This is a genomic window from Novosphingobium mississippiense, assembly GCF_044029535.1.
In the GTDB taxonomy this organism is placed as follows: Bacteria; Pseudomonadota; Alphaproteobacteria; order Sphingomonadales; family Sphingomonadaceae; genus Novosphingobium.
This window is the reverse complement of the sequence record NZ_CP147001.1, coordinates 1,107,700-1,131,071: the sequence shown is the minus strand read 5'-3', so window position 1 is coordinate 1,131,071 and position 23,372 is coordinate 1,107,700. Positions and strand designations below refer to the sequence as shown.

General features: G+C 65.8%; 16 protein-coding genes. 7 read left to right on the top strand and 9 right to left on the bottom strand.

Annotated elements, in window-relative coordinates; translation table 11 throughout:
• Positions 1 to 33: 33 nt before the first annotated feature.
• The 6 genes from fabI to WBP06_RS05255 all read right to left on the bottom strand — a co-directional run bounded on the left by fabI (position 34) and on the right by WBP06_RS05255 (position 6,807).
• Entirely contained in the window at positions 34 to 783 is a 750-nt protein-coding gene (fabI, locus tag WBP06_RS05280) for an enoyl-ACP reductase FabI (RefSeq protein WP_395332574.1), read from the bottom strand.
• A gap of 25 nt (positions 784 to 808) precedes the next feature.
• Positions 809 to 2,017: an ABC transporter permease gene (locus WBP06_RS05275; protein ID WP_395332572.1), complete on the bottom strand. Its 1,209-nt coding sequence runs from the start codon at positions 2,015 to 2,017 to the stop codon at positions 809 to 811.
• Entirely contained in the window at positions 2,017 to 2,751 is a 735-nt protein-coding gene (locus tag WBP06_RS05270) for an ABC transporter ATP-binding protein (protein ID WP_395332570.1), read from the bottom strand. The genes WBP06_RS05275 and WBP06_RS05270 overlap by 1 nt, the downstream gene beginning before the upstream one ends.
• Positions 2,752 to 2,761: 10 nt before the next feature.
• Entirely contained in the window at positions 2,762 to 4,093 is a 1,332-nt protein-coding gene (locus WBP06_RS05265; RefSeq protein WP_395332568.1) for an efflux RND transporter periplasmic adaptor subunit, read from the bottom strand.
• Between the two features lie 2 nt (positions 4,094 to 4,095).
• Positions 4,096 to 5,586, bottom strand: coding sequence for an efflux transporter outer membrane subunit (locus WBP06_RS05260; protein WP_395332566.1), 1,491 nt, complete (start codon positions 5,584 to 5,586; stop codon positions 4,096 to 4,098).
• Between the two features lie 165 nt (positions 5,587 to 5,751).
• The gene (locus WBP06_RS05255) at positions 5,752 to 6,807 is read right to left on the bottom strand and encodes an NAD(P)-dependent alcohol dehydrogenase (RefSeq protein WP_395332564.1); all 1,056 of its coding nucleotides are present in this window, start codon (positions 6,805 to 6,807) and stop codon (positions 5,752 to 5,754) included.
• Positions 6,808 to 6,934: 127 nt separating this feature from the next.
• Here WBP06_RS05255 and WBP06_RS05250 point away from each other — a divergent pair, with 127 nt between their 5' ends.
• Positions 6,935 to 7,831 carry a LysR family transcriptional regulator gene (locus tag WBP06_RS05250; RefSeq protein WP_395332562.1) on the top strand — a complete coding sequence of 299 codons (897 nt, stop codon included), beginning with the start codon at positions 6,935 to 6,937 and terminating at the stop codon, positions 7,829 to 7,831.
• A gap of 14 nt (positions 7,832 to 7,845) precedes the next feature.
• Here the strand turns inward: WBP06_RS05250 and WBP06_RS05245 are convergent, their stop codons facing one another.
• Together WBP06_RS05245 and WBP06_RS05240 are read right to left on the bottom strand one after the other, a co-directional pair.
• Positions 7,846 to 8,835: an aldo/keto reductase gene (locus WBP06_RS05245; RefSeq protein WP_395332560.1), complete on the bottom strand. Its 990-nt coding sequence runs from the start codon at positions 8,833 to 8,835 to the stop codon at positions 7,846 to 7,848.
• A gap of 147 nt (positions 8,836 to 8,982) precedes the next feature.
• Positions 8,983 to 12,258, bottom strand: a complete 3,276-nt coding sequence (locus WBP06_RS05240; protein WP_395332558.1) for a CHASE domain-containing protein — start codon at positions 12,256 to 12,258, stop codon at positions 8,983 to 8,985.
• Between the two features lie 114 nt (positions 12,259 to 12,372).
• Between WBP06_RS05240 and WBP06_RS05235 the strand changes: the two genes are divergently transcribed.
• Positions 12,373 to 12,792 (top strand): Hpt domain-containing protein, encoded by a 420-nt coding sequence (locus WBP06_RS05235; RefSeq protein ID WP_395332556.1) that lies wholly within the window; start codon positions 12,373 to 12,375, stop codon positions 12,790 to 12,792.
• Between the two features lie 20 nt (positions 12,793 to 12,812).
• Here WBP06_RS05235 and WBP06_RS05230 read toward each other — a convergent pair whose 3' ends face one another.
• Positions 12,813 to 13,433, bottom strand: coding sequence for a DNA-binding response regulator (locus tag WBP06_RS05230; RefSeq protein ID WP_395332555.1), 621 nt, complete (start codon positions 13,431 to 13,433; stop codon positions 12,813 to 12,815).
• A gap of 163 nt (positions 13,434 to 13,596) precedes the next feature.
• On the opposite strand from WBP06_RS05230, the gene WBP06_RS05225 reads away from it, so the two are divergent.
• The 5 genes from WBP06_RS05225 to WBP06_RS05205 all read left to right on the top strand — a co-directional run bounded on the left by WBP06_RS05225 (position 13,597) and on the right by WBP06_RS05205 (position 23,371).
• A complete protein-coding gene (locus WBP06_RS05225) occupies positions 13,597 to 14,571 on the top strand; it encodes a hypothetical protein (protein ID WP_395332553.1) in 975 nt (324 codons plus the stop codon).
• Positions 14,572 to 14,585: 14 nt separating this feature from the next.
• The gene (locus WBP06_RS05220) at positions 14,586 to 15,056 is read left to right on the top strand and encodes a hypothetical protein (protein WP_395332551.1); all 471 of its coding nucleotides are present in this window, start codon (positions 14,586 to 14,588) and stop codon (positions 15,054 to 15,056) included.
• Positions 15,057 to 15,127: 71 nt separating this feature from the next.
• Positions 15,128 to 16,174, top strand: coding sequence for a hypothetical protein (locus WBP06_RS05215; protein ID WP_395332549.1), 1,047 nt, complete (start codon positions 15,128 to 15,130; stop codon positions 16,172 to 16,174).
• 19 nt (positions 16,175 to 16,193) lie between these two features.
• Positions 16,194 to 21,293 (top strand): hypothetical protein, encoded by a 5,100-nt coding sequence (locus tag WBP06_RS05210; protein ID WP_395332547.1) that lies wholly within the window; start codon positions 16,194 to 16,196, stop codon positions 21,291 to 21,293.
• On the top strand, positions 21,290 to 23,371 hold the full coding sequence (locus WBP06_RS05205) for a proprotein convertase, P (protein ID WP_395332545.1): 2,082 nt from the start codon (positions 21,290 to 21,292) through the stop codon (positions 23,369 to 23,371). The genes WBP06_RS05210 and WBP06_RS05205 overlap by 4 nt, the downstream gene beginning before the upstream one ends.
• Position 23,372 lies beyond the last annotated feature (1 nt).

Here is a 23,372-nt window from a genome sequence, read left to right as displayed (position 1 = left end):
ACGCGATAAACCAAAATTCTAGAGCGAGAAACTCTAGCCACCGATGGCGTTGTAACCGCTGTCCACATAGATGGTCTGCCCGGTGACGAAGCGGGCCTTGGGGCTCAGCAGGAATGCCGCCATGTGGCCGATCTGGTCGATGGTCACCAACTGGTGCAACGGCGCCTTGTCGGAAGCGAGACGGATCAACTCGTCCAGATGCGAAAGGCCGGAGGCGGCGCGCGTGCGCACCGGGCCGGTGGAGAGCGCGTTGACGCGGATGCCCTGCGGGCCCAGTTCCTCCGCCAGATAGCGCACGCTGGATTCCAGGGCAGCCTTCACCGGACCCATCAGGCCGTAACCCGGCACGACCTTTTCGGACCCGTAGAAGCTCATCGTCAGGATCGAACCGCCCTGCTTCATCAGCGGTTCCGCATGGCGCGCAAGGCGGATCAGCGAATGGCAGGATACGTCCATGGCGGCGCAGAAGCCTTCCACCGAACTGTCCACCACGCGGCCGTGCAGATCGTCCTTGGGCGCGAAAGCGATGGAGTGGAGCAGGAAGTCCAACCCACCCCAGCGCTGCGCGATCTCCGCGAACAGCGCGGCGGTCTGCTCCGCGTCGGTCACGTCCAGCGGGAGGAAGATCGGTGCATCCAGTTCCCGCGCCAGCGGCTCGACGAAGCGGCGTGCCTTCTCCGTCTGGTAGGTGATCGCCAGTTCGGCTCCGGCCGCGCGCAATGCCTCTGCGCAACCCCACGCCAGCGACTGGTCGTTCGCCATGCCCACGATCAGTCCGCGCATATACCGCCTCCTTCGCTACACAATCCTATTCGTGACGAAGCGCATCGATGGGGTTGAGGCTGGCCGCGCGGCGGGCCGGGAAGTAACCGAAGATCACGCCGATCGCCGCCGAAACCAGGAAAGCGCCGACGTTGACGCCGGGATCGAATATCCACGGCACGCTCATCAGCGGCACTGCCACGGCCACCACCAGTTGCGCCAGCACCAGACCCAGCAGGCCGCCAAGGCAGGACAGCACGATCGCCTCTACAAGGAACTGCAACAGCACTTCACTCGCCACCGCACCAATGGCCAGGCGTATGCCGATCTCCCGCGTGCGCTCCGTCACCGAAACCAGCATGATGTTCATGATGCCAATCCCGCCCACCACAAGGCTGATCGCCGCCACGGCCGCAACGATGCTGGTCAGCATCGAGGTGGTCTGCGTCAGGGTATCGGAAATCTGCTTGGTGTCGAAGATGTTGAAATCGTCTTCCTTGCCGGCCGTGATCCGACGGCGTTCGCGCAGCAGGTTGGTCAGCGTGGACTGCACCTGCTCGCTGGAATAGGCGTCATCCACGCCGACCAGGATGGTGCGAATGGTGGTCGTGCCCAGGAAGCGGCGCTGCACCGTCTTCAACGGCATGATCACGGTATCGTCCTGATCGCCGCCGAAGCCGGCCTGCCCCTTGGTGCTGAGCAAGGCGATCACATCGCAACTGACGTTGCCCATGCGGAAGCGCTTGCCCACTGGATCGGCATTGCCGAACAGATTCTTCGATACCGTCGACCCGATGATGCAAACGGCCTTGCCGGCGGTTTCCTCATCCTCCGAAAACAGGCGCCCTTCCTTCAGCGGCCAGGGCTGGATCTTGAAGTAGTCCGACGTGGTGCCGTTGATCGTGGTGGACCAGTTCGCGCCTTCGTAGATTGCCGTCGCGCTGGAAGAGGCCGATGGCGCCACCGCCGTCACGCCGCCCACCTGCTGGCGAATGGCCACGATGTCGGCAAGTTCGAAATCGCGCGGGGTTGCGCCGCCGCCGCCGCGGCCAAAGCCCTGCCCCGGGCGCACTTGCAGGATGTTGGTGCCCAGTGCCGCGATCTGCTGCGTCACTGCCGCGGTCGTCGCCTTGCCCAGCGTGACCATGGAAACCACGGCGGCCACGCCGATCACGATGCCCAGCATCGTCAACAACGAACGCAATACGTGGCGACGGATGGAGCGCAGCGCCAGGAGGAAGATCGTGCCCAGCATCAGCCCGTCACTCCACTCTCGGCCCCACTCTCGGCCCCGTTACCGTGATCGATCCGGTCGATCAGGCCGTCCTTGAAGTGGACGATCCGCCGCGCATATTCCGCCATGTCCGGCTCGTGCGTGACCATCAGGACGGTGATCGCGGAATCGCGATTGAGCGTGGAGAGGAACTCCATGATCTCTATCGATCGCTGGCTGTCCAGATTGCCGGTCGGCTCGTCCGCAAGCAGCACTTCGGGATTGGTGACGATGGCGCGCGCGATCGCCACGCGCTGCTGCTGGCCGCCGGAAAGCTCCCCCGGCGTGTGGCTTGCCCAATCGGCAAGGCCCACCCGGTCCAGCGCTTCCAGCGCCATGCGGCGGCGGTCTTGCTTGGCATCACCGCGATAGAGCAGCGGCAGTTCCACATTTTCCAGCGCGGAGGTGCGCGCCAGCAGGTTGAAACCCTGAAACACGAAGCCCAGATGCTTGCGCCGCAGCAGGGCGCGCTGATCGCGGTCCAGCGTTTCGACGTGGTGGCCGTGGAACAGATATTGCCCGCCGCTGGCCACATCCAGGCAGCCCAGGATGTTCATCATCGTCGACTTGCCGGAGCCTGACGGCCCCATGATCGCCACGAAATCGCCGCCCGCGATGTCCAGATCCACGCCCTTCAGCGCGCGAAACGCGGTCTCTCCGGTGCCGAACACCTTGGTGATCCCGCGCAGGGAAATGATCGGCCCGGTTTCGGCCATCGTCGCCGCCTCAGCTTCCGGCCGAGGCAAGCTGGCCGGTGATGACCTGCATTCCCGGCTTCAGATCGCCACCGGTCACTTCGGTCTGCTGGCCGTTGGTGGATCCGGTCACGATCTCGATCGCCTGCGGCTTGCCGTCGGCGCCCAGCACATAGATCGTCCGGCGCGATCCGCGTTCCAGCGTCGCGCTCTTGGTCGCGCTCTGGCCGCCACGGCGGGGCGGGCGAAACCCGATAGCGGACGTGACGCCGCCGCCGGACTTCCTGGCGGTGCCGCCGGAATCCGGCGCATAGGAAAGCGCGGCGTTGGGGATCAGCAGGACGTCGTTCTTGTCCGAAGTGACGATCTCCGCGGTCGCCGTCATGCCTGGGCGCAGGCGCAAGTCCTCATTGGCGACCGAAAGATCCGCCGCATAGGACACCACTTGCCCGCTGGTGCTTGTCGTCGTCGAGGACGAGCTGGAGGACGTGGCGGAGGACACCGTCTGGTTCGAACCGATCTCCACGCGGGTGATCTTCGCCGGGAAGGTCTGGCCGGGGAAGGCATCGACCGTGAAGTTCGCGCCCTGCCCCTGCTTCACCGTGCCCACGTCCGCCTCGTCGATGGCGACTTCCAGCTTCATCTTGCTGAGGTCCTCGGCAATCACGAACAGCGTCGGCGTGTTGAAGGAGGATGCAACGGTCTGGCCGGGATCGACCTCCCGCGCGAGCACCACGCCGGACACCGGCGAGACGATCAGTGCGCGCGAACGCTGCGTCTGGCTCTGCGCCAGAGTTGCACGGGCGGCCTCGACATTGGCTTCGGCTGTCTTCACCGCCGCCTGCGCGCGCTGCACATCGGCGCGGCCGGTCTGCAGCTCGGTCTTCGACGGCACCTTGCCGCCTGAAAGCCGCGCCACTTCCTCAAGCCGGGCCAGCTGTGCCTGCGATTCCGCCAAGGTGGCCTTGGCCTGCGCCACTTGCGCCTGATTGGCGTTCATCTGCGCGGTGTACTGGCGGATCTGGTCCTCGATCTGTTCGGGATCGATTTCGGCCAGAACCTGCCCCTTCTCCACCCGGTCGTTCACGTCGACCAGCACTTTGACCACAAGGCCCGAAAGCTGCGAGCCCACCGTCACCTGATTGGTCGGCGCCAGCTTGCCGGTGGCGGAAACCGTGGTGACGAGTTTGCCCTTCTCGGCCTTGGTGGTGGCATAGCTGGCCTTCTCGCCGCCGCCGAAGCACTGCGAGATCAGCAGCGTAAGCGCGATCACCACGGCCAGCGCCGCCCAGGCCACCCACTTGCGCTGCCAGATCGGCCGCTTGTCGGCGCCAAGGAACTCGTCGAGGGTCTGTTCGGCCATGCTCAGTTCGTTCCCTCTGGCTTTTTGGCAAGCGCGGTATAGTCGGCGTTCGGATCCCAGCCGCCGCCCAGCGCGTTGTAGAGCGAGATCACCGCCGTCGCGCGATCGGCATGGGCCTGAACCAGCCCGTTGCGCGCGGAAACCAGCGCCGCTTCCTGTGTGTTCAGCGTCGTGAAATCGGTCAGGCCGGAGCGGTATTGCATCCGCGCCAGCAGCGCGGAATTGTTCGACGCATCCAGCGCTTCGGCGAATTGCTTCTCCCGCGCCTCGGCAGACTGGAGCGCGACGGCGGCATTCTCCACATCTTCCAGGGCGGTCAGCACGGAGGACTTGTAGGCGGCGAACGCCCCGTCCGCCGCGGCCCGGCTGGACCGGACCTGCGCATTCAGGCGCCCGGCGTTGAAGATCGCCTGACTGATCCCGCCGAACACCCCGCCGGTTATCGTTTCCAGCAGCCCGCCGAAGCTGGCGGCATTGGTGTCGATGCTGGCCGAGATATTGAACTGCGGATAGAGTTGCGCCTTGGCGACGCCGATCTGCGCGGTGGTGGCGGCCAGGTTGCGTTCGGCAGAGCGCACGTCGGGCCGCTGGCGCAGGACATTGGCGGGAATGCCGGCCCCCAGATCGCGCGGGCCTTCGGGGATCGGCCGCGCCGTTTCCAGCAGCGACCGCAAGGCCCCCGGGGCCTGCCCGGTCAGCACGCCGATGCGGGCGACGGCGGCGGCATATTGCTGTTCGTACTGCGGGATCGTGGCCGCCGTCTGCGCCCGGCTGGCGCGGGCCTGCTGCTCGTCCAGCGAGGAGACGAGGCCCGCCATCACCCGCCAGCGGGCGATCTGCAGGTTCTCGTCCTGAATGGCCAGGCTGGCGCGGGCATTGTCCAACTGCGCCTGATAACCGCGCACCAGAATGTAGTTGCGTGCCACCTCGCTCTCCACCGAGAGCAGCGTGGTCGCGTAATCGAAGCCGGAGCCTTCGAACTGCGCCTTACTGGCTTCCACCTGCCGGCGATTGCCGCCGAAGATATCGAGCTGGTAACTGGCGTCCGCGCCCAGCGAGAAGCTGGTGCTGCCTCCGCTGCCGGCCACGACCACGGTGCCATCCGGCTGGGTCAGCGTGGTGCCGCCGCCTTTCAGCGGCTCCGTCCGGTTGACGCTGCCCGATGCGGAGACGGAGGGAAACAGCGCCGCGCGGCTGATTACCAGCGATTCACGCGCCTGCCGCAAACGCGCCAGCGCCTGCGCCAGATCGAGGTTGGAAGCTGCCGCCTGATCCACAAGCTGGGTCAGCACCGGATCGTCGAACGCCTGCCACCAGCGCGTCAGATCCTGGCTGGAAGGTGGCGCAGTGACCGACCACTGATCCGGCACGCCCAGTTCCGCCGCACTCTTCGGCGCGTAGTTCGGCCCCACGGCGCAGCCTGACAGCAGGCTGGCGGAAAGCAGGCTGAAAACTAGCGGAAGCGGAAGGCTTCGGACGATTGCGGCTCGCAAGTTCGCGGGACTCCATCAGTCCTTGGGGGAGCGGCCAGATGTCCTGTGTTTTGCCTTTGCGGTCAAGGCGAAAGGCCACAATTAATTGTGGCAAGGTGTATCAGGTATCGACCGGAAATGGCCGGCGGAAAAACCGCCGGCCATTCAAGAATCAGGCGAAGCCGATCAGGCTGCGGCGCCTTCCAGCGTGCCCATGTCGATCACGAAACGGTAATGCACGTCGGACTTTTCCATGCGTTCGTAGGCATGGTTGATCTCGTCCATGCGGATCATCTCCACTTCGGGCAGGATGTTCTTTTCCGCACAGAAATCGAGCATTTCCTGCGTTTCGGCGATGCCGCCGATCAGCGAACCGGCGATGCGACGACGGCCGAAGACCAGCGGCGTGGTGATCGGTTCGTCCACCGGGCCGATCTGGCCGACCAGCACCAGGCTGCCGTCAACATCCAGCAGCGGCAGGTACGGGTTCAGATCGTGCTTCACCGGCACCGTGTCGATGATGAAATCGAAGCTGCTGGCGGCTGCCGCCATCGCTTCGACATCGCTGGAAATCAGCACGCGGGCGGCACCCAGGTCCAGCGCGTCCTGCTCCTTGCCGGGCGAGCGGCTGAACACGGTAACGTCCGCGCCCATCGCGGCGGCCAGCTTCACCGCCATGTGGCCAAGCCCGCCCAGGCCGATCACGCCGACGCGGCTGCCTTCGCCGACGTTCCATTCGCGCAGCGGCGAATAGGTGGTGATGCCGGCGCAGAGCAGCGGCGCAGCCTTCGCCACGTCCAGCCCCTTGGGCATGGTCAGCACGAATTCCTCCCGCACGACGATGTCGCGCGAATAGCCGCCCTGGGTAATTTCGCCGGTCACCTTGTCGCGGCCGTTGTAGGTGCCCACCCAGCCGTTGCGGCAGTAGTTCTCGTGGTCGCGCTCGCACTGGTCGCAATGGCCGCAGCTGTCGACCAGGCAGCCGATGGCCACGGTGTCGCCCACCGCATGGCGCGAAACTTCGGGCCCGACGGCGGTGACGCGGCCGACGATCTCATGCCCGGGAACGATCGGATAGACGCTGCCGCCCCAGTCGTTGCGGGCGGTGTGCAGGTCCGAATGGCAAACTCCGCAGTAAAGGATTTCGATGGCAACGTCGTTCGCGCGCAGATCGCGACGATCGAACTCGTAGGGAGCAAGCGGGGTCTCGGGAGACTGGGCGGCATAGCCGATGGTCTTCATGGAATTTCCTTGGAGGAGGGAACGCAAGGGGAGAGATGTGCCGCAATGCAGCATTGTCTTTATAGGGTCGCGCCGGCCAAACGAAAACGGGAGGAAATCTCAATGCAATCATGATAGAGCTTCATGAATGCAACGCGAACATCTGGCCGACCTTATCGCCTTCATCGCCGTGGCCGACGAAGGCAGCTTCACCCGTGCCGCCGCCAAACTGGGTACCTCGCAATCGGCGCTGAGCCACACGATCCGGCGGCTGGAAGCGCGCCTTGGCGTGCGCCTGCTGGCGCGCACCACCCGCAGCGTAGCGCCCACCGAGGCGGGTGAACGCCTGCTGGCCAGTCTGCGTCCGGCCTTCACCGAAATCGACCAGAGCCTCACTTCGATCAGCGAGTTGCGCGAACGGCCGGCCGGCACCATCCGCCTGACCACCACCGAACATGCCGCGCACGAACTGCTCTGGCCCTCGCTCAAACCGTTCCTGGAACGCTATCCCGAAATCAACGTGGAGGTCAGCGTCGATTCCGGTCTGGCGGACATCGTGGCGGATCGGTTCGACGCGGGCATCCGCCTTGGCGAATCCGTGGCGCGGGACATGATCGCGGTGTGCATCGGGCCGGAGATGCGGCTGGTGCCCTACGCCGCGCCCGAATATATCGCGCTGCACGGCCTGCCGGAAACGCCCCACGATCTTTCCCGCCACCAGTGCATCAACCTGCGTTTCCGCACACGCGGCAACCTTTACGCCTGGGAATTCGAAAAGGACGGCCGCGCGCTCAATGTACGGGTGGACGGGCAACTGACCTTCAATTCGATGCCGATGATCTTGAAGGCCGCCCTCGATGGAGCGGGCGTTGCCTTCATGATGGAATCCTATGCCCGGCCCTATGTCGAATCCGGGCAGTTGGTTTCCATGCTGGAAGACTGGTGCCAGCCCTTCCCCGGCTATCACCTCTACTATCCCAGCCGCCGCCAGTCCTCCGCAGCGTTCCGCCTGCTGGTGGACGCGCTGCGCTACCGCGGCGGCTGAGAGAGCAAGACGGATCAGCGGCCGACAGTCGCCATCAGTTCCGGCGGATAGCGATCGCCCTCCACCACGATGGCGTCGGCAGCGGCCTGGAGTTCCGATAGTTCGCTGGCGGACAGTTCGACATCGGCCGCACCGACGTTCTCTTCCATCCGATGCAGCTTGGTGGTGCCGGGGATCGGCACGATCCAGGGCTTGCGTGAAAGCAGCCAGGCCAGCGCGATCTGCGCCGGCGTGGCGCCCTTGGCTTCGCCCACGCGCTTCAACAGATCGACCAGCGCCTGGTTCTTCTCCATCGCCTCCGGCGTGAAGCGCGGCAGGCGGGAACGGAAGTCGCCCTCGGCCAGTTCGGTGGAGGCATTCATCGCCCCGGTCAGGAAGCCCTTGCCCAGTGGCGAGTAGGGGACCAGGCCAATGCCCAGCTCCTCGCACGTATCGAGGATGCCGTTGGTTTCCGGCCCGCGCGTCCACATCGAATATTCGTTCTGCAGCATCGCCACCGGCTGCACCGCATGGGCGCGGCGTACCGTTTCCGCCCCCGGTTCGGACATGCCGAACCAGCGCACCTTGCCGGCATCGATCAGGTCCTTCACGGCGCCGGCCACATCCTCGATCGGCACGGCGGGATCGACGCGGTGCTGATAGAACACGTCGATCACATCGATGCCCAGGCGCTGCAATGAGGCATCGGCAACGGCGCGGATCTGTTCGGGCCGGCTGTTCAGACCCTGCATCTCGCCATTGACGATGTTGAAGCCGAACTTGGTGGCGATCACCACCCGGTCGCGCAGCGGGCGCAGCGCCTCTCCCACCATTTCCTCATTGGTGTAGGGGCCGTAGACCTCCGCCGTATCGAAGAAGGTGACGCCGCGATCGACGGCGGCGCGGATCAGCGCCACGCCGTCTTCCTTGCGAACCTTGGTCCCGTATCCGAAATCCAGCCCCATGCAGCCAAAACCGATGGCCGACACTTCCGGTCCGATGCTGCCGAGTTTGCGCGTCTTCATGCGAAATCCTTTCACGTGATGTGCCCGGGGCCGGACCCCGGGAACACCGCAAATCTAGGCTCTATGCGCGGAGGCGATAAGTCGGGACAATCGGCAAGCAGCCATGAGCGCCGCTCATCAATGATGCGCGCTTTCAGGACGCGGCTTTCAGGATATCGCCGGCAATACCTCACCCGCGAATTCGCGCAGCACGGCGGCCAACGCTTCCAGTTGCAGCGGCTTGGTAAGGTGCGCCTGCATCCCGGCGGCAAGTGCGGCCGCGGTATCTTCCGGAAAGGCATTGGCGGAAAGGCCGACGATCGGCAGTTCCTCCGCGCCGATGCCCGCCTCCCGCAGGGCGCGAGCCGCCTCGTGCCCGCCCATGCGCGGCATCTGGATATCCATGAACACCAGCGCATAGGGATCGCCCTCACCCCGCGCAGCCATGATCCGGGCGACGGCTTCCTCTCCATCCTCGGCAAATTCGTGATGGACACCCAGCCGGTCCAACATCGCGGCGGCGACCATGCGGTTGACCTGGTTGTCCTCCGCCACCAGCACGCGGCCGGCAAGGTCCAGCTCCTCGCCCTCGGCCTCTTCCACGCCGGACTCGCCGATGCCGAAGCCCATCCGCAGCGGCAGGCGCAGCGCGAAGGTGGCCCCTTCTCCCGACACGCTCTCCACCGTGACCGAGCCGCCCATCAGCGCCGCCAGCCGCGCGCAGATCGCCAACCCAAGTCCGGTGCCGCCGAAGCGTTCGTGAATGGTGGAATCGGCCTGCGTAAAGCCATCGAAGATGCGCTGCTGCCGGTCCGACGCGATGCCGATGCCGGTATCGCTGACCGCCATCAGCAGCCGCCGCGTGCCATTCTCCCGTTCCACCCGCGCGCGCAGCGTGACGGTACCGGCCTCCGTGAATTTCAGCGCATTGCTCAGCAGGTTGTCGAGGATCTGGCGCAGCCTCAGCTTGTCTCCCCGTATCCATTGCGGCACCGCGGGATCCAGCGTCAGTTCCAGCGCGATACCCTTGTCGGCGGCAGTCTGGCGGAACATCTCGATGGAGCCGGCCAGCAGATCGCGAACGTCGAAATTACGCTCCACCAGTTCCAGCCGCCCCGCGTCGATCTTGGAAAGGTCCAGGATGTCGTTCAGCAGGCTCATCATGTTGCGCCCGGAATCCAGGATCACTTCCACTTGCCGATGCTGCTCCACCGGCAATTCGGCGCGGTGCAGCAATTCGGCGAAACCCAGCACCGCATTCATCGGCGTGCGGATGTCATGGCTCATGTTGGCCAGGAATGCCGTCTTCGCATCGGCGGCGGCACGCGCTTCGTCTCGCGTGCGCAGCAATTCGTTGCGCAGCACCGATTCTTCCGTGCGGTCGGCCAGCACGCCGAACAGCCCGGCCGGACGGCCCGCATCGTCCGGCTCCACATTCGCCACCACTTCCACGTAACGCAGCGCCCCGTCGGCGCGGTGCATCCGCGCTGCAAAGCGACAGGGCGTGCCATGCGCCCGCGCGGCGGCGATCGCGGCGGAGACGATCGGGCGATCCTCCTCCACGTAATAGCCCAGAACTTCCTGCGCCGAGGGAGTCTCTCCCCGTTCCACGCCGTGGATGCGAAACAGTTCCTCGGACCACATGAGCCGGTCCGTCGCGAAATCCAGCCGCCAGTGGCCGACATGGAAGGTCGCCTCCGCCAGCATCAGCAGGCGGTTGCTTTCGTTGAGGTTTTCCACCGCCAGCCGGCGCTGCTCCGACACGCGGGCCACTTCGCCGGTGGCGCGATCGACCTCGCGCGAGATCGTTGCCTCGCGGCGGACGAAATGGCCCAGCAGCAGGCCCAGCAGCAAGGTTACCAGCCCGCCGCCCAGCAGCACGCTGAGCGGTTCGTTGGAAAGCGTGCGATCCTCGAACGGGGCAAGGCTGGTCCAGCGCAGCGTCCAGTGACGCCCGGCAACATCGACATTGGCCAACCGCACGAATTGCGGATCGCCCTTTCCGGGATCGCCCCCGCTCGCGATTCCCGCCGAATAGAGCCGATGGGCGGGATCGGCCCGGTCGCCGTCGAACACTTCCAGTGCAAAGTCCTGCCCCTGCCGCGATGTCAGCCCGGCGAAGATCTCGTTCACCCCGATCGGCGCATAGACCCACCGAAACCCATCGCTTTCCCCGACATGGCCGTGCGCACCGTCGCCCAGCGGCTGGATCAGCAGAAAACCCGGCGCCGGCGGATGGTTGTGCAGTAGCGAGACCGGCGCCGTCATCGTCAATTGGCCGGTGCGGCGCGCCTGTTCCAGCGCCTGCCGCCGATGCTTCTCGAAGCCAAGATCCAGACCGTAGATCGAGCGGTTGCGCGCCAGCGGGGCAACCAGCGTGACGATGAAGTGCTCTCTCCGTTCCGCGTTGGCGTTGATCGCCTGCGTCGGCATCCCGTCGCGCCGGGCGTTGGCGATCAGGCGCGGCAGATCTTCAGGCCCTGCCGCCTCGATCGTGCCGATGCCGCGCATTCCGGGCAGATGCCGTTTGATGCCGGTAGCGTCGACATAGGCCACCCAGCGCTGCTCATCCATTGCCGGGTTGACCGAAAGCACCCCCGCTGCGCCGTCCAGCGCCTGCGAATAGATTTCGAAACGACGATCCAGCGCGCGCTCCGTCTCGGTCGTCAGCGCGAAGAAACTGGCGTGGGCGCGTGCGAATTGCTGCTCCGCGCTATGCTTCCACAAGGCGAAAGTCACGCCGATGGACAGCGCCAGACAGATCGCGACCGTCGCGGTCACCCCGCGCATCGGCCGCCCCCGCCAACGCAGCGGCACTGGCGAGCGTGGCGAGAACAGCAGCGTGGGCAGCACGACGATTATGCCCAGAACGTCGCCCAGGTACCATGTCCACCAGTTCCGCAGCGCCAACGCCGCGTTGATCCGCCCGTCGAGCGACAGCGCGAACACGCCCATGCTGGCCGCGATCGCGCAGGGCGCGAAGATCACCAGGACCAGAAAAGCGGACGTGCGCCGGATCCGCGTCAGTTCCACGCCGGCCATGAAGCAGCGCCGCAGAAGCGTGGCGCCGATCCCGGCCTGCAGGCTGGCGCCAAGCCCCACGATCGCCGCGGTACCGATGGAAAGCGCGGGCGAGATATGCCCGAACTCCGCACCGTCTGGGCTGCTCGCCAACTGATGCCAGAGGTTGATCGCCATCGAACCGAGCCAGACGCCGGGCCAGCAGCGCCGACCCCAGGCCAGCAGCCCGGCCAGCGCAATGCCCGAAGCCGGCCAGACCAGCGTCGCGTAACCGGGTGGAATCGCCAGGTCGAGCCCGATGGCGCCGCCCAGCACATAAGCCGCGGCAAGCGCCGCGATCCGCGCGAGCGTGACGCCCGAGAAGGTCCGGGGCGAACCCCCGGACGCCCTGCTGCGCGAAAGGAACCGAGCCATGCCCGTCATGACTGATCCGTACCGCGATTTCGGTCGGCGCCTTCCCGGTTGCAGAGTGCTTTTCCCCGGCTATCATCACCTTGCCGGTCGACAGTGGCGAACTGAATGACATGGTGTCGCAAAATGGAACGATCTGGCGCGCTAACGCAGCTGCCGGACATGTCGCGCTGGAGTTCGATCATGTTGGAGACCGCCGAAGCGCCGCTCATCGACGAAGCGGAACTGGGGCAATCGCTGGATGTGCTGGGCGCCGAACGGCTGGTGCCGATCTTCCATGCTTTCGCGGCAACTATAATGGATGAGGCCTGGGCGATCGCCGCGGCAGTCGCTTCCCGCGAACCTGAACGCGCGCGGCGGCTGGCCCATGGCCTGAAGGGCGCGGCCTTCAACCTTTCCGCCATCCGCCTGGCACGCGCTGCGGAGACGCTGGAAAAGATGGAAATGCCGGAAGACGGCCTGCCCGCCGATGCCCCCTCGCTTGCCTTGATGCTTGCGGCGGCACGAGAGACGGGCGACTGGATCGCCCGCCGTTTTCCCGAGTAGTCGCCGTCAGATAGCCGTCTTCAGGCGGCTTCGTCCGCCCCCTGTCGCAGCGCCAGCAGGGCCTGCGAACGGTTATGCACCCCCAGCGCCCGATAGATCGCCGAAAGGTGCGACTTGATCGTGGGCTCCGTCAGGCCAAGGCTGTAGGCGATCAGCTTGTTGGACTTGCCCTGCGCCAGTTCCGCCATGACGCGAAGCTGTGCGGGGGACAGGCGGCCGGTAAGGCTTTCGGCCTGCTCCTCCCGCGCGGGAAACCAGGTTCCGCCTTCCAGAATCACCGCAATCGCCGATTTCATCTCGGCCAGCGGCGCGGTCTTGTTCAGGAACCCCCGCGCGCCCAGCATCGCCGCCTTGGCCGGCAGGTTGGAAGCCGCGTTGCCACTGACCACCAGCACCGGCAGGCGCGGCGCGACGGCCTGTACCGCCGCCAGATTGGCAAGGCCCTGACAGTCCTTCAGCGCCAGATCCAGCAACAAGGCATCGAAGCTTTCCGTGGCCAGCAAATCCTGAATTTCGCCAAGCGTTTCCGCTGTGCGAACCTGGATGGAACTGTCAACTGCGTGAACAGCCGCGATTAACGCCGATACGCAAATCGGGTGGTCGTCGGCAATGATCAGATGTCGAATCAAGTAGCCCCCCATAGTACTCGTCTCTCGCGCAACGGCCCCGTATAGCGCGAGAATCTGCCCCCAAATCGCGGTGTACATCCGAAAGTATGTTCGTTCCAGTAACGATTGCATACCTTGGTATGAAGCCCGGCCAATGGAAAGGTTTCGCTAACCAGACCGGTTCACCTCGATAGGCATGACCTACGCGCAAACCCGTATAGTATCCAGCGTCGTCGTCCTTGCGGCGACACTCGCTGCACAGCAGGCGCATGCCGCAAACGTGGCGGCGGGAACGCTGATCCAGAACACCGCTTCGGCCAGCTTCACCACCGGCAGCGCCACTCGTACGGTGGATTCCAACGCGGTGACCGTTAAGGTTGACGAACTGCTGGACGTGACGCTGGTGTCGAAAGACAGCGCGCCAGTTTCGATCTCCACCGGCAGCGCGGTGCTGACCTATCAACTGACCAATACCGGCAACGGGCCTGAGGCCTTCACCCTTACCGCCAACCCTACGGTTTCCGGTAACCAGTTCACCACAACGGTCACCTCAATCGCCTACGACAGCAACGGCAACGGCGTCTACGATGCCGGGGTGGACGTGGTGCTGCCTTCCGGCACCGCGACGCCTTCGGTCGATCAGGACAAGTCGCTCACGCTCTTCGTGATCGTCACCGGCCCTTCGGCCATGACCGATGCGCAGACCAGCAAGGTCCAGCTTGCCGCCAGCGCCGTCACCGGCAGCGGCACGCCGGGCACCACTTACGCCGGCAAGGGCCAGGGGGGCGGCGATGCGGTGGTCGGGGCGTCCGGCGCCAGTGCAAACGCCAACGGAGCGCTGGTCGCCAGCGTCGCCACGGTCGGTCTCGTCAAGTCGGCCACGATCGCCGATCCCTTCGGCGGCACCCAGCCGGTTCCCGGCGCGACGGTGACGTACAAACTGGTCGCCACCATCGGCGGCAGCGGTTCGATCACCGACCTGCGCCTGACCGACGTGATCCCGACCGGCACGACTTACGCCGCCGGCACGCTGAAGCTGGACACCGCAACGCTCAGCGATGCCGCCGATGCGGACGCGGGCAAGGCTTCGGCCAGCGGGATCGACGTGCTGGTCGGCACCGCCGCCGCCGGCAGCACGCATACCGTCACTTTCAACGTCACCATCCAGTAAGGGTCGCCAAAGCGATGAACCGCACCATCCTCTCTTCCGTTGCCGCTCTTGCGCTTGGCCTCTCGCTGGCCGGTACCGCTTCGGCGGCGGAGCCGGTCTCGCTGAAGGGTGACGTTCAGGTCGAGAAGACCTTGACCGAAAACGGCGCGACGAAGACCGTGCTCGCCCCGCCGACCACGGTCGTCCCCGGTGACAGGCTGCTGTTCACCACGCGTTACAGCAACGACGGTGACAAGCCGGTCGACAATTTCGTCGTCACCAATCCGCTGCCCGCCCCCGTTCGCCTTGCCGCCGAAGACAGCGGCTTCGAGGTTTCGGTGGATGGCGGCAAGTCCTTCGGAAAGCTCGCACAACTGACTGTCGCCGACGCAGCGGGAACACGCCGCGCGGCGCAGCTTGAAGACGTTACGCATATTCGCTGGACGCTGGCGCACCTGGCGCCCCGCGCGGCCGGCGCGCTGGAGTATCACGCCGTGGTCCGCTGACCCGGCCGATTTCCGCCACGGGCCGCGGGCGGGGGTAGGCGCGGCCCATCATACTTGAAGGAACTTCGTTCATGACACGCACCAGCACGCTGCTGGGTGCGGTGAGCTCGCTTGCGCTCGTCGCGCTCGGCTCCAGCCCCGCCTTCGCCACGGGGACCACGGCCGGCTCCACCATTCAGAACACCGTGACGGTCGGCTACCAGGTCGGCGGCGTCGCGCAGACCTCGAAGACCGCGTCGGACACCTTCACGGTCGACCGCAAGGTCAACGTCACCGTCACCGAAGTCGGCAGTTCGGCCACCGTCGTCTCACCCGGCCAGGTTCAGGCGGTGAGCACGTTCAAGGTCACCAACCTGTCGAATGACACGCTCGATTTCGCACTGACTGCTGCGCAGCAATCGGGCGGCAGCGCGGCCTGGGGCGGCACCGACAATTTCGACGGATCCAACGTGAAGATCTATGTCGACAATGGCGACGGCGTGTTCACCGCGGCCGATACCCAGGTCACCTATCTGGACGAACTGGCCGCCGACGGCGCCAAGACGATCTTCGTGGTGATGGACATTCCGGCGACGCAAGTGACGGGCGACATCGCCACCGTCGTGCTGACCGCCACCGCCCGCGCGGGCGGTACTTCGGGATCGATGGGCGCGGCGCTCACCACCAGCGCGACCAACACCACCGGCGTCGACACCGTGCTGGCCGATGCTGCGGGCGCGACCGACGCGGCCAATGACGGCGCGTTTTCGGCCAAGGACGACTTCAAGGTCAGCGCCGCCGCGCTCACCGTGCTGAAGACCAGCCGCGTGGTCAACGATCCAGTCAGCGGGGCCACCAATCCCAAGGCCATTCCGGGCGCGACGATCGAGTATTGCATCTCCATCGCCAATGCGACCGGCAGCGCCACGGCCACCAATATCTTGGTGAACGATCCGCTGCCTTCCAACGTCACTTACGTCACCAGTTCGATCAAGCTGAATGGCACCGTCACCGGCATCACCTGCAATGCGGACGGCACGGCTGGCGGCACGTTCGCCAGCAACACCGTCACCGGCACGCTTTCGGATATTGCGGCGGGCGTAACCCGCACACTGGTCTTCCAGGCCACGATCAACTGACGGCAACTGGCAGGCCGGGGTGCGATACTGGACGAACTTCAAGCGGGCAGCAGCGTCCTTCGGGGCGCTGCTTTCGCTTGCCTGCGTCCAGATCGCCGGAGCCCCGCCGGCCGAAGCGGCGACCGTCTCCAATATCGCCGACGCAAGCTGGATGCACGACGGAACCAGCGGCGCGATCCGCTCCAACGAAGTCAGCTTCGATGTCGTGCAGACCATCGCCACGATCCAGACCTATCGTCCGGTCTCATCCTCATCGCTGTCGACGCCGCTGGCCGCGTCCACTTGCGGTGGCACCGAACTCCCCGCCACCGCGCGCACGGCGACAGCCGCAACACTGACCGCTATCGCCAGCGCCAAGACTTTCCATATCGGCGAGGATCTGGTGATCCGGATCGAGGCGGCCAGCGCCAATCTCGATGCCTCCGCCGTCGACGCTATCACCGTCACCCTCACCACCTCGCAAGGCGACGCAGAAGAGATCACGATCTACGAAACCGGCGCCAATACCGGCGTCTTCGCTGGTTCGACCCCCACCACCGCGATCCCGCCTTCGCCCAAGCCCAACGACTGTCGCCTCAGCGTCGCCAACGACGATACGATCACCATCGCCTACAACTCCGCCGCCACTCACAAGACGATCGCCAGCACCGTGGTCGCCGTGCTGGCGGACCCTTACGGCATGGTGTTCGACAGCGAGAGCGGCACCGCCGTGACCGGCGCTCGCATCACCCTGATCAATGCGGACACCGGCCTGCCTGCCACCGTCTTTGCCGATGACGGCGTTACCACATGGCCTTCCACGGTGGTTTCGGGCGAGCCGGTGACCGACGGCGCGGGCAACACTTACGCGTTCAACGCGGGCGAGTACCGCTTCCCGCTGGCCCCGCTGGGCCGTTACCGGCTGGAGGTGGAGCCGCCCGAAGGCTACACCACGCCCTCCACCGTCGCGCGATCGGTGCTGGCGGCATTCACCCGGCCGGACGGCAATACCATGGTGATCGAGGACGCCTCTTTCGGCGGCGTGGTCACGCTGTCCTCCCCCGCGCCGGTGCGCGTCGACATTCCGGTGGACGGCACCGAGAACGCGGTGTCGCTGACCAAGACCGCCTCACGCGTCAGCGCCAATCCGGGCGATGTGGTGTTTTACACCGTCACCGTGCGCAATACCGATGCCGGCCGCGCCAAATCGGGCGTGGTGCTGGTCGATACGCCTTCGACCTGGTTGCGGCTGCGCAAGACATCCATCCGCGTCGACGGCACCAAGCCGGAGGATGGCGCGGTGACTGTCGCCGCCGATGGCAGCCGCCTGAGCATCAATCTGGCGGCAATCTCCGCCGGCGGCACCCGCACCGTGGTCTATGCCATGAGCGTGCGCGGCGATGCACCGGCCGGACAAGCGCTGAACCTTGCCGAAACCACCGACTTGCGCGGTGATGTCGAAAAGGCCAGCGCCGTGGTCAAGATCGAGAAGGACACGATCGGATCGCGCATGACCGTAATCGGCCGGGTCAGCGCGGGCGACTGCATCGTGACCTCGGCCCGGCAGGGCATCCCCGGCGTGCGCGTGATGCTGGAGGACGGCAGCTTCGCCGTCACCGACGCCGACGGCCGCTTCCACTTCGAGGGCCTCGTGCCCGGCACCCATGTCGTGCAGGCTGAACCCGATACGCTGCCCGCCGGTGCCCGTTTCGTCGATTGCCGAAGCTCGGTGCGCAGCGCGGGCAAGGCCAACTCGCTGTTCGCCATCGGACAGGGCGGCAGTCTCGTCACCGCCGATTTCTACGCGGTGGTGCCCGCGAGTGCTCTGCCTGCTCCGGTCGATCCCAAGACCCCTGCCCCGGCCGAGCCCGCTCCTGACAACGCGCCCGTGCTGGACGATGCCAAGGCCGCAGGCGGCGGCGTCGATTGGCTGGCCATGGGCGATGGCCCCGTCGACTTCCTGTTCCCCGCGCCCGACCACAACCCGCGCGCGCCTGCCATTCGCGTGGTGATCCGCCACAAGCCCGGCCAGAAGGTGGACCTCACCGCCGCCGGCAAGCGGGTGCCCGCGCTCAGCTTCGATGGCGTGAAGAAGTCCGCCGATGGCCGCTACGCCGTCAGCATCTGGCGCGGTGTGCCGCTGGACGGGGAAGTGACGCATTTGGCTGCCACCGTGCGCAATGCCGATGGCTCGGTGGTGACGGAACTCACCCGCGACGTGCATTTCGCCGCAGCGCCTGCCCATGCGCAGATCCTGCGCGAGCGTTCGCACCTTGTCGCCGATGGCCGCTCGCGCCCGGTGATCGCGCTGCGCTTGACCGACCGCAAGGGCAACCCGGTGCGCGCGGGCGTTTCCGGCGCGCTCTCGATCAACGCGCCTTACGAAAGCGCCGCCGCCATCGAGCGGATGCAGCAGCGCCAGCTCAGCGGAACCGGAAGTACCTCGCCCACCTGGACGATGGAGGGCGATGACGGCGTGGCCTTGGTCGAACTGGCGCCCACCATGGTTTCCGGCCCGCTGCACCTGACCTTCACCTTTGCGGACGGCGAAGTTTCCAGCACGCAGGACCTTGAAGGCTGGGTGGTCCCCGGCGACCAGAAATGGACGCTGGTGGGTCTGGCCGAAGGCGCGGTGGGATCGCAGTCCATCGCCGATGCCATGCAGCAAAGCGGCAAGTTCGACAGCGATCTGGGCAAGCACGCCCGCACCGCGTTCTATGCCAAGGGCCGCGTGCTCGGCAGCTTCCTCGTCACCGCCGCCTATGACAGCGCCAAGCAGCGTGACGATCAGGTCCTGCTCGGAACCATCGATCCCAAGGCCTACTACACGGTGTTCGCGGACGGCTCGACCCGCCGCTTCGACGCCGCCAGCCGCGACAAGCTCTACGTGCGCATCGAAAGCCGCACGTTCTATGCGATCTACGGCGATATCGACACGGGCTTCGACCAGACCCAACTTGCCCGCTACGTCCGCACCGCCACCGGTGCCAAGGCCGAGGGCCGCATGGGCGCCGTCCATGTGCAGGGCTTCGCCGCGAAGATCGAGACCAACCACCGCCATGACGAGATTCAGGGCGCCGGTATTTCCGGACCCTACAGCCTCTCTTCCAAAGCCATCGTCGCCAACAGCGAGACGGTGTCGCTGGTGGTGCGTGATCGTTTCCGCTCCGAACTGGTGGTCGAGAGCACGCCGCTGACCCGCTATCTCGATTACGACGTGGACCTGCTGACGGGCACGATCACCTTCAAGGCTCCGGTGCTCAGCCGCGATTCCGAACTGAACCCGCGTTTCATCGTCGTCGACTATGAAGTGGACAGCAATCTCGACCATGGCCAGTGGAACGCGGGCTTGCGCGGCGACGTGACCTTGGCGAACGGCGCACTGCGCCTTGGTGCTTCGGCGATTTCGGACCGTGACGGCGACACCCATACCGAGATCGGCGCGGTCGATGCTCGCCTGCGCTTCGGTGCCCGCTCCGAACTGCGGGCGGAACTGGGCGCCAGCCGCGCGAACGACCAGACTTCGGAGGCCTGGCTGGTCGAAGTGGAGCACCACACCGGCAAGCTGGACATGCTGGCCTATGCCCGCTCGATCGACGCCGATTACGGCACCAACCAGCAATCCATCGCCGAGCGTGGCCGCCGCAAGTTCGGCGTGGACGGCCGCTACACGATTGCCGAGGGCCTCAGCCTCACCGCCAGCGCCTGGCATGACGAAAGCCTTACCGACGCTGCGCGCCGCGATGCGGTGAAGGCGCAGGTCAATTGGCGCAACGGCCAGACAGACCTGCGCGCCGGTGTCACCGCGCTGGCCGATCATCTGGCGGACGGCACCGATGGCAATTCCGCCGTGCTGGAATTCGGCGCGACCCGCCGTCTTATGGGCAACCGCCTCGAACTCTCCGCCGATTCCAGCATGCCGCTGGCCCGCACGGACTCGATCGACCTGCCGACCCGCCACCGCCTGGGCCTGCGCTATGCCGTGACGCAAGATATCCGCGCCACAGGCAGCTACGAAATCGCGCTGGGCGATGCCATCAACGCCCGCACGCTGAAGGGCGGGATCGAGACTGCCGCATGGACCAACGCGCGCGTCTCCGGTGGCATGGGCTTTCAGGACATCGGCGAATACGGCAATCGCGCCTTCGCCGCCTATGGCCTTGCCCAGAGCCTGCCGGTAACCAAGAGCCTGACGCTGGATGCCACCATGGACGGTAACCGCACGGTGGGCGGCGTCTCGGCCGCGAAGATCATCAACAAGGGCCAGCCGGTCGCCAGCGGCGGTCAGATCAGCACGTCCGATGCGCTGCTGTTCGAAGATTTCACCGCCCTCACCTTCGGCGCGGCATGGCGGCATGAGCGCTGGTCCGTCACCGGCCGCGCCGAATGGCGGGGCGGCGAAGTGACCGATCGCAGGGGCCTGACCTTCGGCGCGATCCGCCAGCTCGGCGAAGGCAGCGTGGTCGGATCCGGCATGACATGGACCCATGCGAAAGCCGAGGACGGCACGATCAGCGAAGTCATGGACGCCGCGCTGTCGCTCGCGCATCGCCCGGCGGAATCGCCCTTCGCCGCGCTCGCCAAGCTGGAATACCGCAGCGACCGTTCGGTGGTCGGCACCAGCGGCAATGCGGACGCAGCGGGCAACAGCGCGCTTTCCGCCAGCGACAATGCCACCGCGCGCCGCCTGCTAGCCAGCCTCTCCACCAACTGGTCGCCGCTCGGTTTGGTTAACGCAAAGTTGGTTAATGGCACTGTAGGGAAAAGCATGGTGCACCGCATGGAGGTCGGCCTGTTCGTGGGGGGACGCTACAGCTTTGACCGTTACGCGGATTTCGATCTGGCAGGCTTCACCGCCGTCGCAGGCCTCGATCTGGGTATCGGCATCGGTGATCGGATCTCCGTGGGAGGCACCGCCACGGTGCGCCGCGCTTTCTCCGAACGCACTACCAGCTTCGCGGTTGGCCCGCAGATCAGTGTAGTGCCCACTCAGGACATGCTCTTGATCATCGGCTACAATGTCACCGGCTTCCGCGACCGCGACTATTCGGCGGCACGCAGCACCAATAAGGGCGTGTTCGCCACCCTGCGCGCCAAGTTCGACAAGAACAGCCTGGGCTTCCTGGGGCTGGGCCGATGACCGCCCGGCTGCTCGCCCTTTTCACGGCACTGGCCGCGCTGCTGCTGGCCGGCACTGCGCAGGCGCAGAGTGCGACGGCCGCATGGTCCAGCCTTGGCCTATCCAACGGCGGATCGGTGGGAACCTCGACGACGATGACGGCGAGCGACGGCACCACCGTCAGCACCGCATGGAGCACCACGGTCGGCGGTTCCGGCACTTTCGCGGTGGCTTCGGGCTACAACAACTATGTGGTCTACAACACGGGTGCGGTCGGCAACGTCAGCCCCAACCTGTTGCTGAACTTCGATGCGTCCCGCTTCGATGCGAACAACAAGATCACGATGGACATCACATTGGGCCGCAGCGTGACCGGGTTGGCGTTCACGCTGGCCGATGTCGATCGCGAGACCGGCAGCGGCAGCACCTACAACCAGGATGCGGTCGCGGTCTATTACGACACCGGCAACGGCACTTTCGTGAACGCGGCAGGCACTTCGTACTGGACCGATGGCAGCGCCGTCACCAGCACCTCGACAGGCTGGTATGGCAACGCCGCCAGCACCAACGGGCAGACCCGCGGCAACATCGCCTTCGACTTCGGCACCCTGGCCGTGAAGCGCATCCGCATCGTCTACAACAGCTATGCCGTGTCCGGCACGGCGAACCCCAATGCGCAGTTCATCGTGCTGTCCGGCCTCGCCTTCGACGGCAAGGGCGCGGACCTTTCGCTGGCCAATACCTTGCTCACCAGCAATCCGACCGCAGGTGGCCTTGCGACCTTCCGCCTGACGGTGAGCAACGCCAGCACCTCCACCGACACGGCGACCAACGTGAAAGTCACCGACACGCTGCCGGACGGATTCACTTATGTCTCGTCCAACGGCACCGGATCCTTCAACGCCGCGACCGGCGTGTGGACGGTGGGATCGGTCGCACCCGGGGCCAGCGTCACCATCGATATAACCGGCACCGTCAACGCCAGCGCGGGCGCCACGCTGACCAACATCGCCGAGATCAGCGCCAGCGATCAGAACGATCCGGACTCCACCCCCGGCAACGGCGCCACCGGCGAGGATGACTATGCCAGCGCCACGCTGACCGTCTCCGGCAGCCGCGTGGCCGGCACGCCGCCCACGCTCTCCTGCGCGGCGGGAACGGTGGTATTCGACTGGAGCAACCGCGCCTGGACGGCGGGCAGCACCAGCAATTCCTATTCCTTCGACACGCTGGGCACGATCAACTTCGCGCTGACAAACCAGGGCACGTGGCTGAGCAGTTCGACCTATGGCGGCCAATCGCCGGTGCGGCAGAACGTCGTCAACGGCGGCCTCAACGACTATGCGCTGTTCGAGATGGTCAACATGCCCAGCGTGAGCGCCGAGGCGACGACCACGATCACCCTGCCCACCGCCCTGCCCGGCGCGCAGTTCAAGATTTTCGACGTCGATTACTACTCAGGCCAGTTCGCGGACAAGGTGACCGTGGAAGGCCGCTACAACGGCGCCACCGTCACCCCCACGCTGACCAACGGCGTTTCCAACTACGTGATCGGCAATAGCGCCTATGGCGACGGCCTGAGCGACGATGCCAGCGCCGACGGCACCGTTACCGTCACGTTCGCGCAGCCGATCGACACCATCGTCATCCGCTATGGCAACCATTCAATGGCGCCCAGCGATCCCGGCCAGCAGGCCATCGCCCTGCACGACATCACCTTCTGCCGCCCGAGCACGACCTTGGCCGTGTCCAAGACCAGTTCGGTGGTCAGCGATCCGGTGAGCGGGACCAACAATCCCAAGGCGATCCCCGGCGCAACGGTGCGGTACTGCATCCTCGTCGCCAACACCGGCAGCAGCGCGGCCACCAGCGTCACTGCGTCCGATCCGATCCCCTCGACGCTCACCTATATCGCGGGCAGCATCACTTCCGGCAGCGACTGCGCCAGCGCCACCACGGCGGAGGACGACAACGATACGGGCAGCGACGAAAGCGACCCTTATGGTGCCTCCTATGCCTCGGGCACCGTCAAGGCGAGCGCGCCTACGTTAGGGGCCGGAACCAGCTTCGCGATCCGGTTCGATGCGACGGTGAATTGAA

Coding starts and splice junctions, on each gene's coding strand:
- WBP06_RS05240 (WP_395332558.1), bottom strand. CDS start 12,258: ATGACGGGCATGGCTCGGTTCCTTTCGCGCAGCAGGGCGTCCGGGGGT.
- WBP06_RS05220 (WP_395332551.1), top strand. CDS start 14,586: ATGAACCGCACCATCCTCTCTTCCGTTGCCGCTCTTGCGCTTGGCCTC.
- WBP06_RS05245 (WP_395332560.1), bottom strand. CDS start 8,835: ATGAAGACGCGCAAACTCGGCAGCATCGGACCGGAAGTGTCGGCCATC.
- WBP06_RS05215 (WP_395332549.1), top strand. CDS start 15,128: ATGACACGCACCAGCACGCTGCTGGGTGCGGTGAGCTCGCTTGCGCTC.
- WBP06_RS05230 (WP_395332555.1), bottom strand. CDS start 13,433: ATGGGGGGCTACTTGATTCGACATCTGATCATTGCCGACGACCACCCG.
- WBP06_RS05255 (WP_395332564.1), bottom strand. CDS start 6,807: ATGAAGACCATCGGCTATGCCGCCCAGTCTCCCGAGACCCCGCTTGCT.
- WBP06_RS05205 (WP_395332545.1), top strand. CDS start 21,290: ATGACCGCCCGGCTGCTCGCCCTTTTCACGGCACTGGCCGCGCTGCTG.
- WBP06_RS05250 (WP_395332562.1), top strand. CDS start 6,935: ATGCAACGCGAACATCTGGCCGACCTTATCGCCTTCATCGCCGTGGCC.
- WBP06_RS05275 (WP_395332572.1), bottom strand. CDS start 2,017: ATGCTGGGCACGATCTTCCTCCTGGCGCTGCGCTCCATCCGTCGCCAC.
- WBP06_RS05225 (WP_395332553.1), top strand. CDS start 13,597: ATGACCTACGCGCAAACCCGTATAGTATCCAGCGTCGTCGTCCTTGCG.
- WBP06_RS05265 (WP_395332568.1), bottom strand. CDS start 4,093: ATGGCCGAACAGACCCTCGACGAGTTCCTTGGCGCCGACAAGCGGCCG.
- fabI (WP_395332574.1), bottom strand. CDS start 783: ATGCGCGGACTGATCGTGGGCATGGCGAACGACCAGTCGCTGGCGTGG.
- WBP06_RS05235 (WP_395332556.1), top strand. CDS start 12,373: ATGGAACGATCTGGCGCGCTAACGCAGCTGCCGGACATGTCGCGCTGG.
- WBP06_RS05270 (WP_395332570.1), bottom strand. CDS start 2,751: ATGGCCGAAACCGGGCCGATCATTTCCCTGCGCGGGATCACCAAGGTG.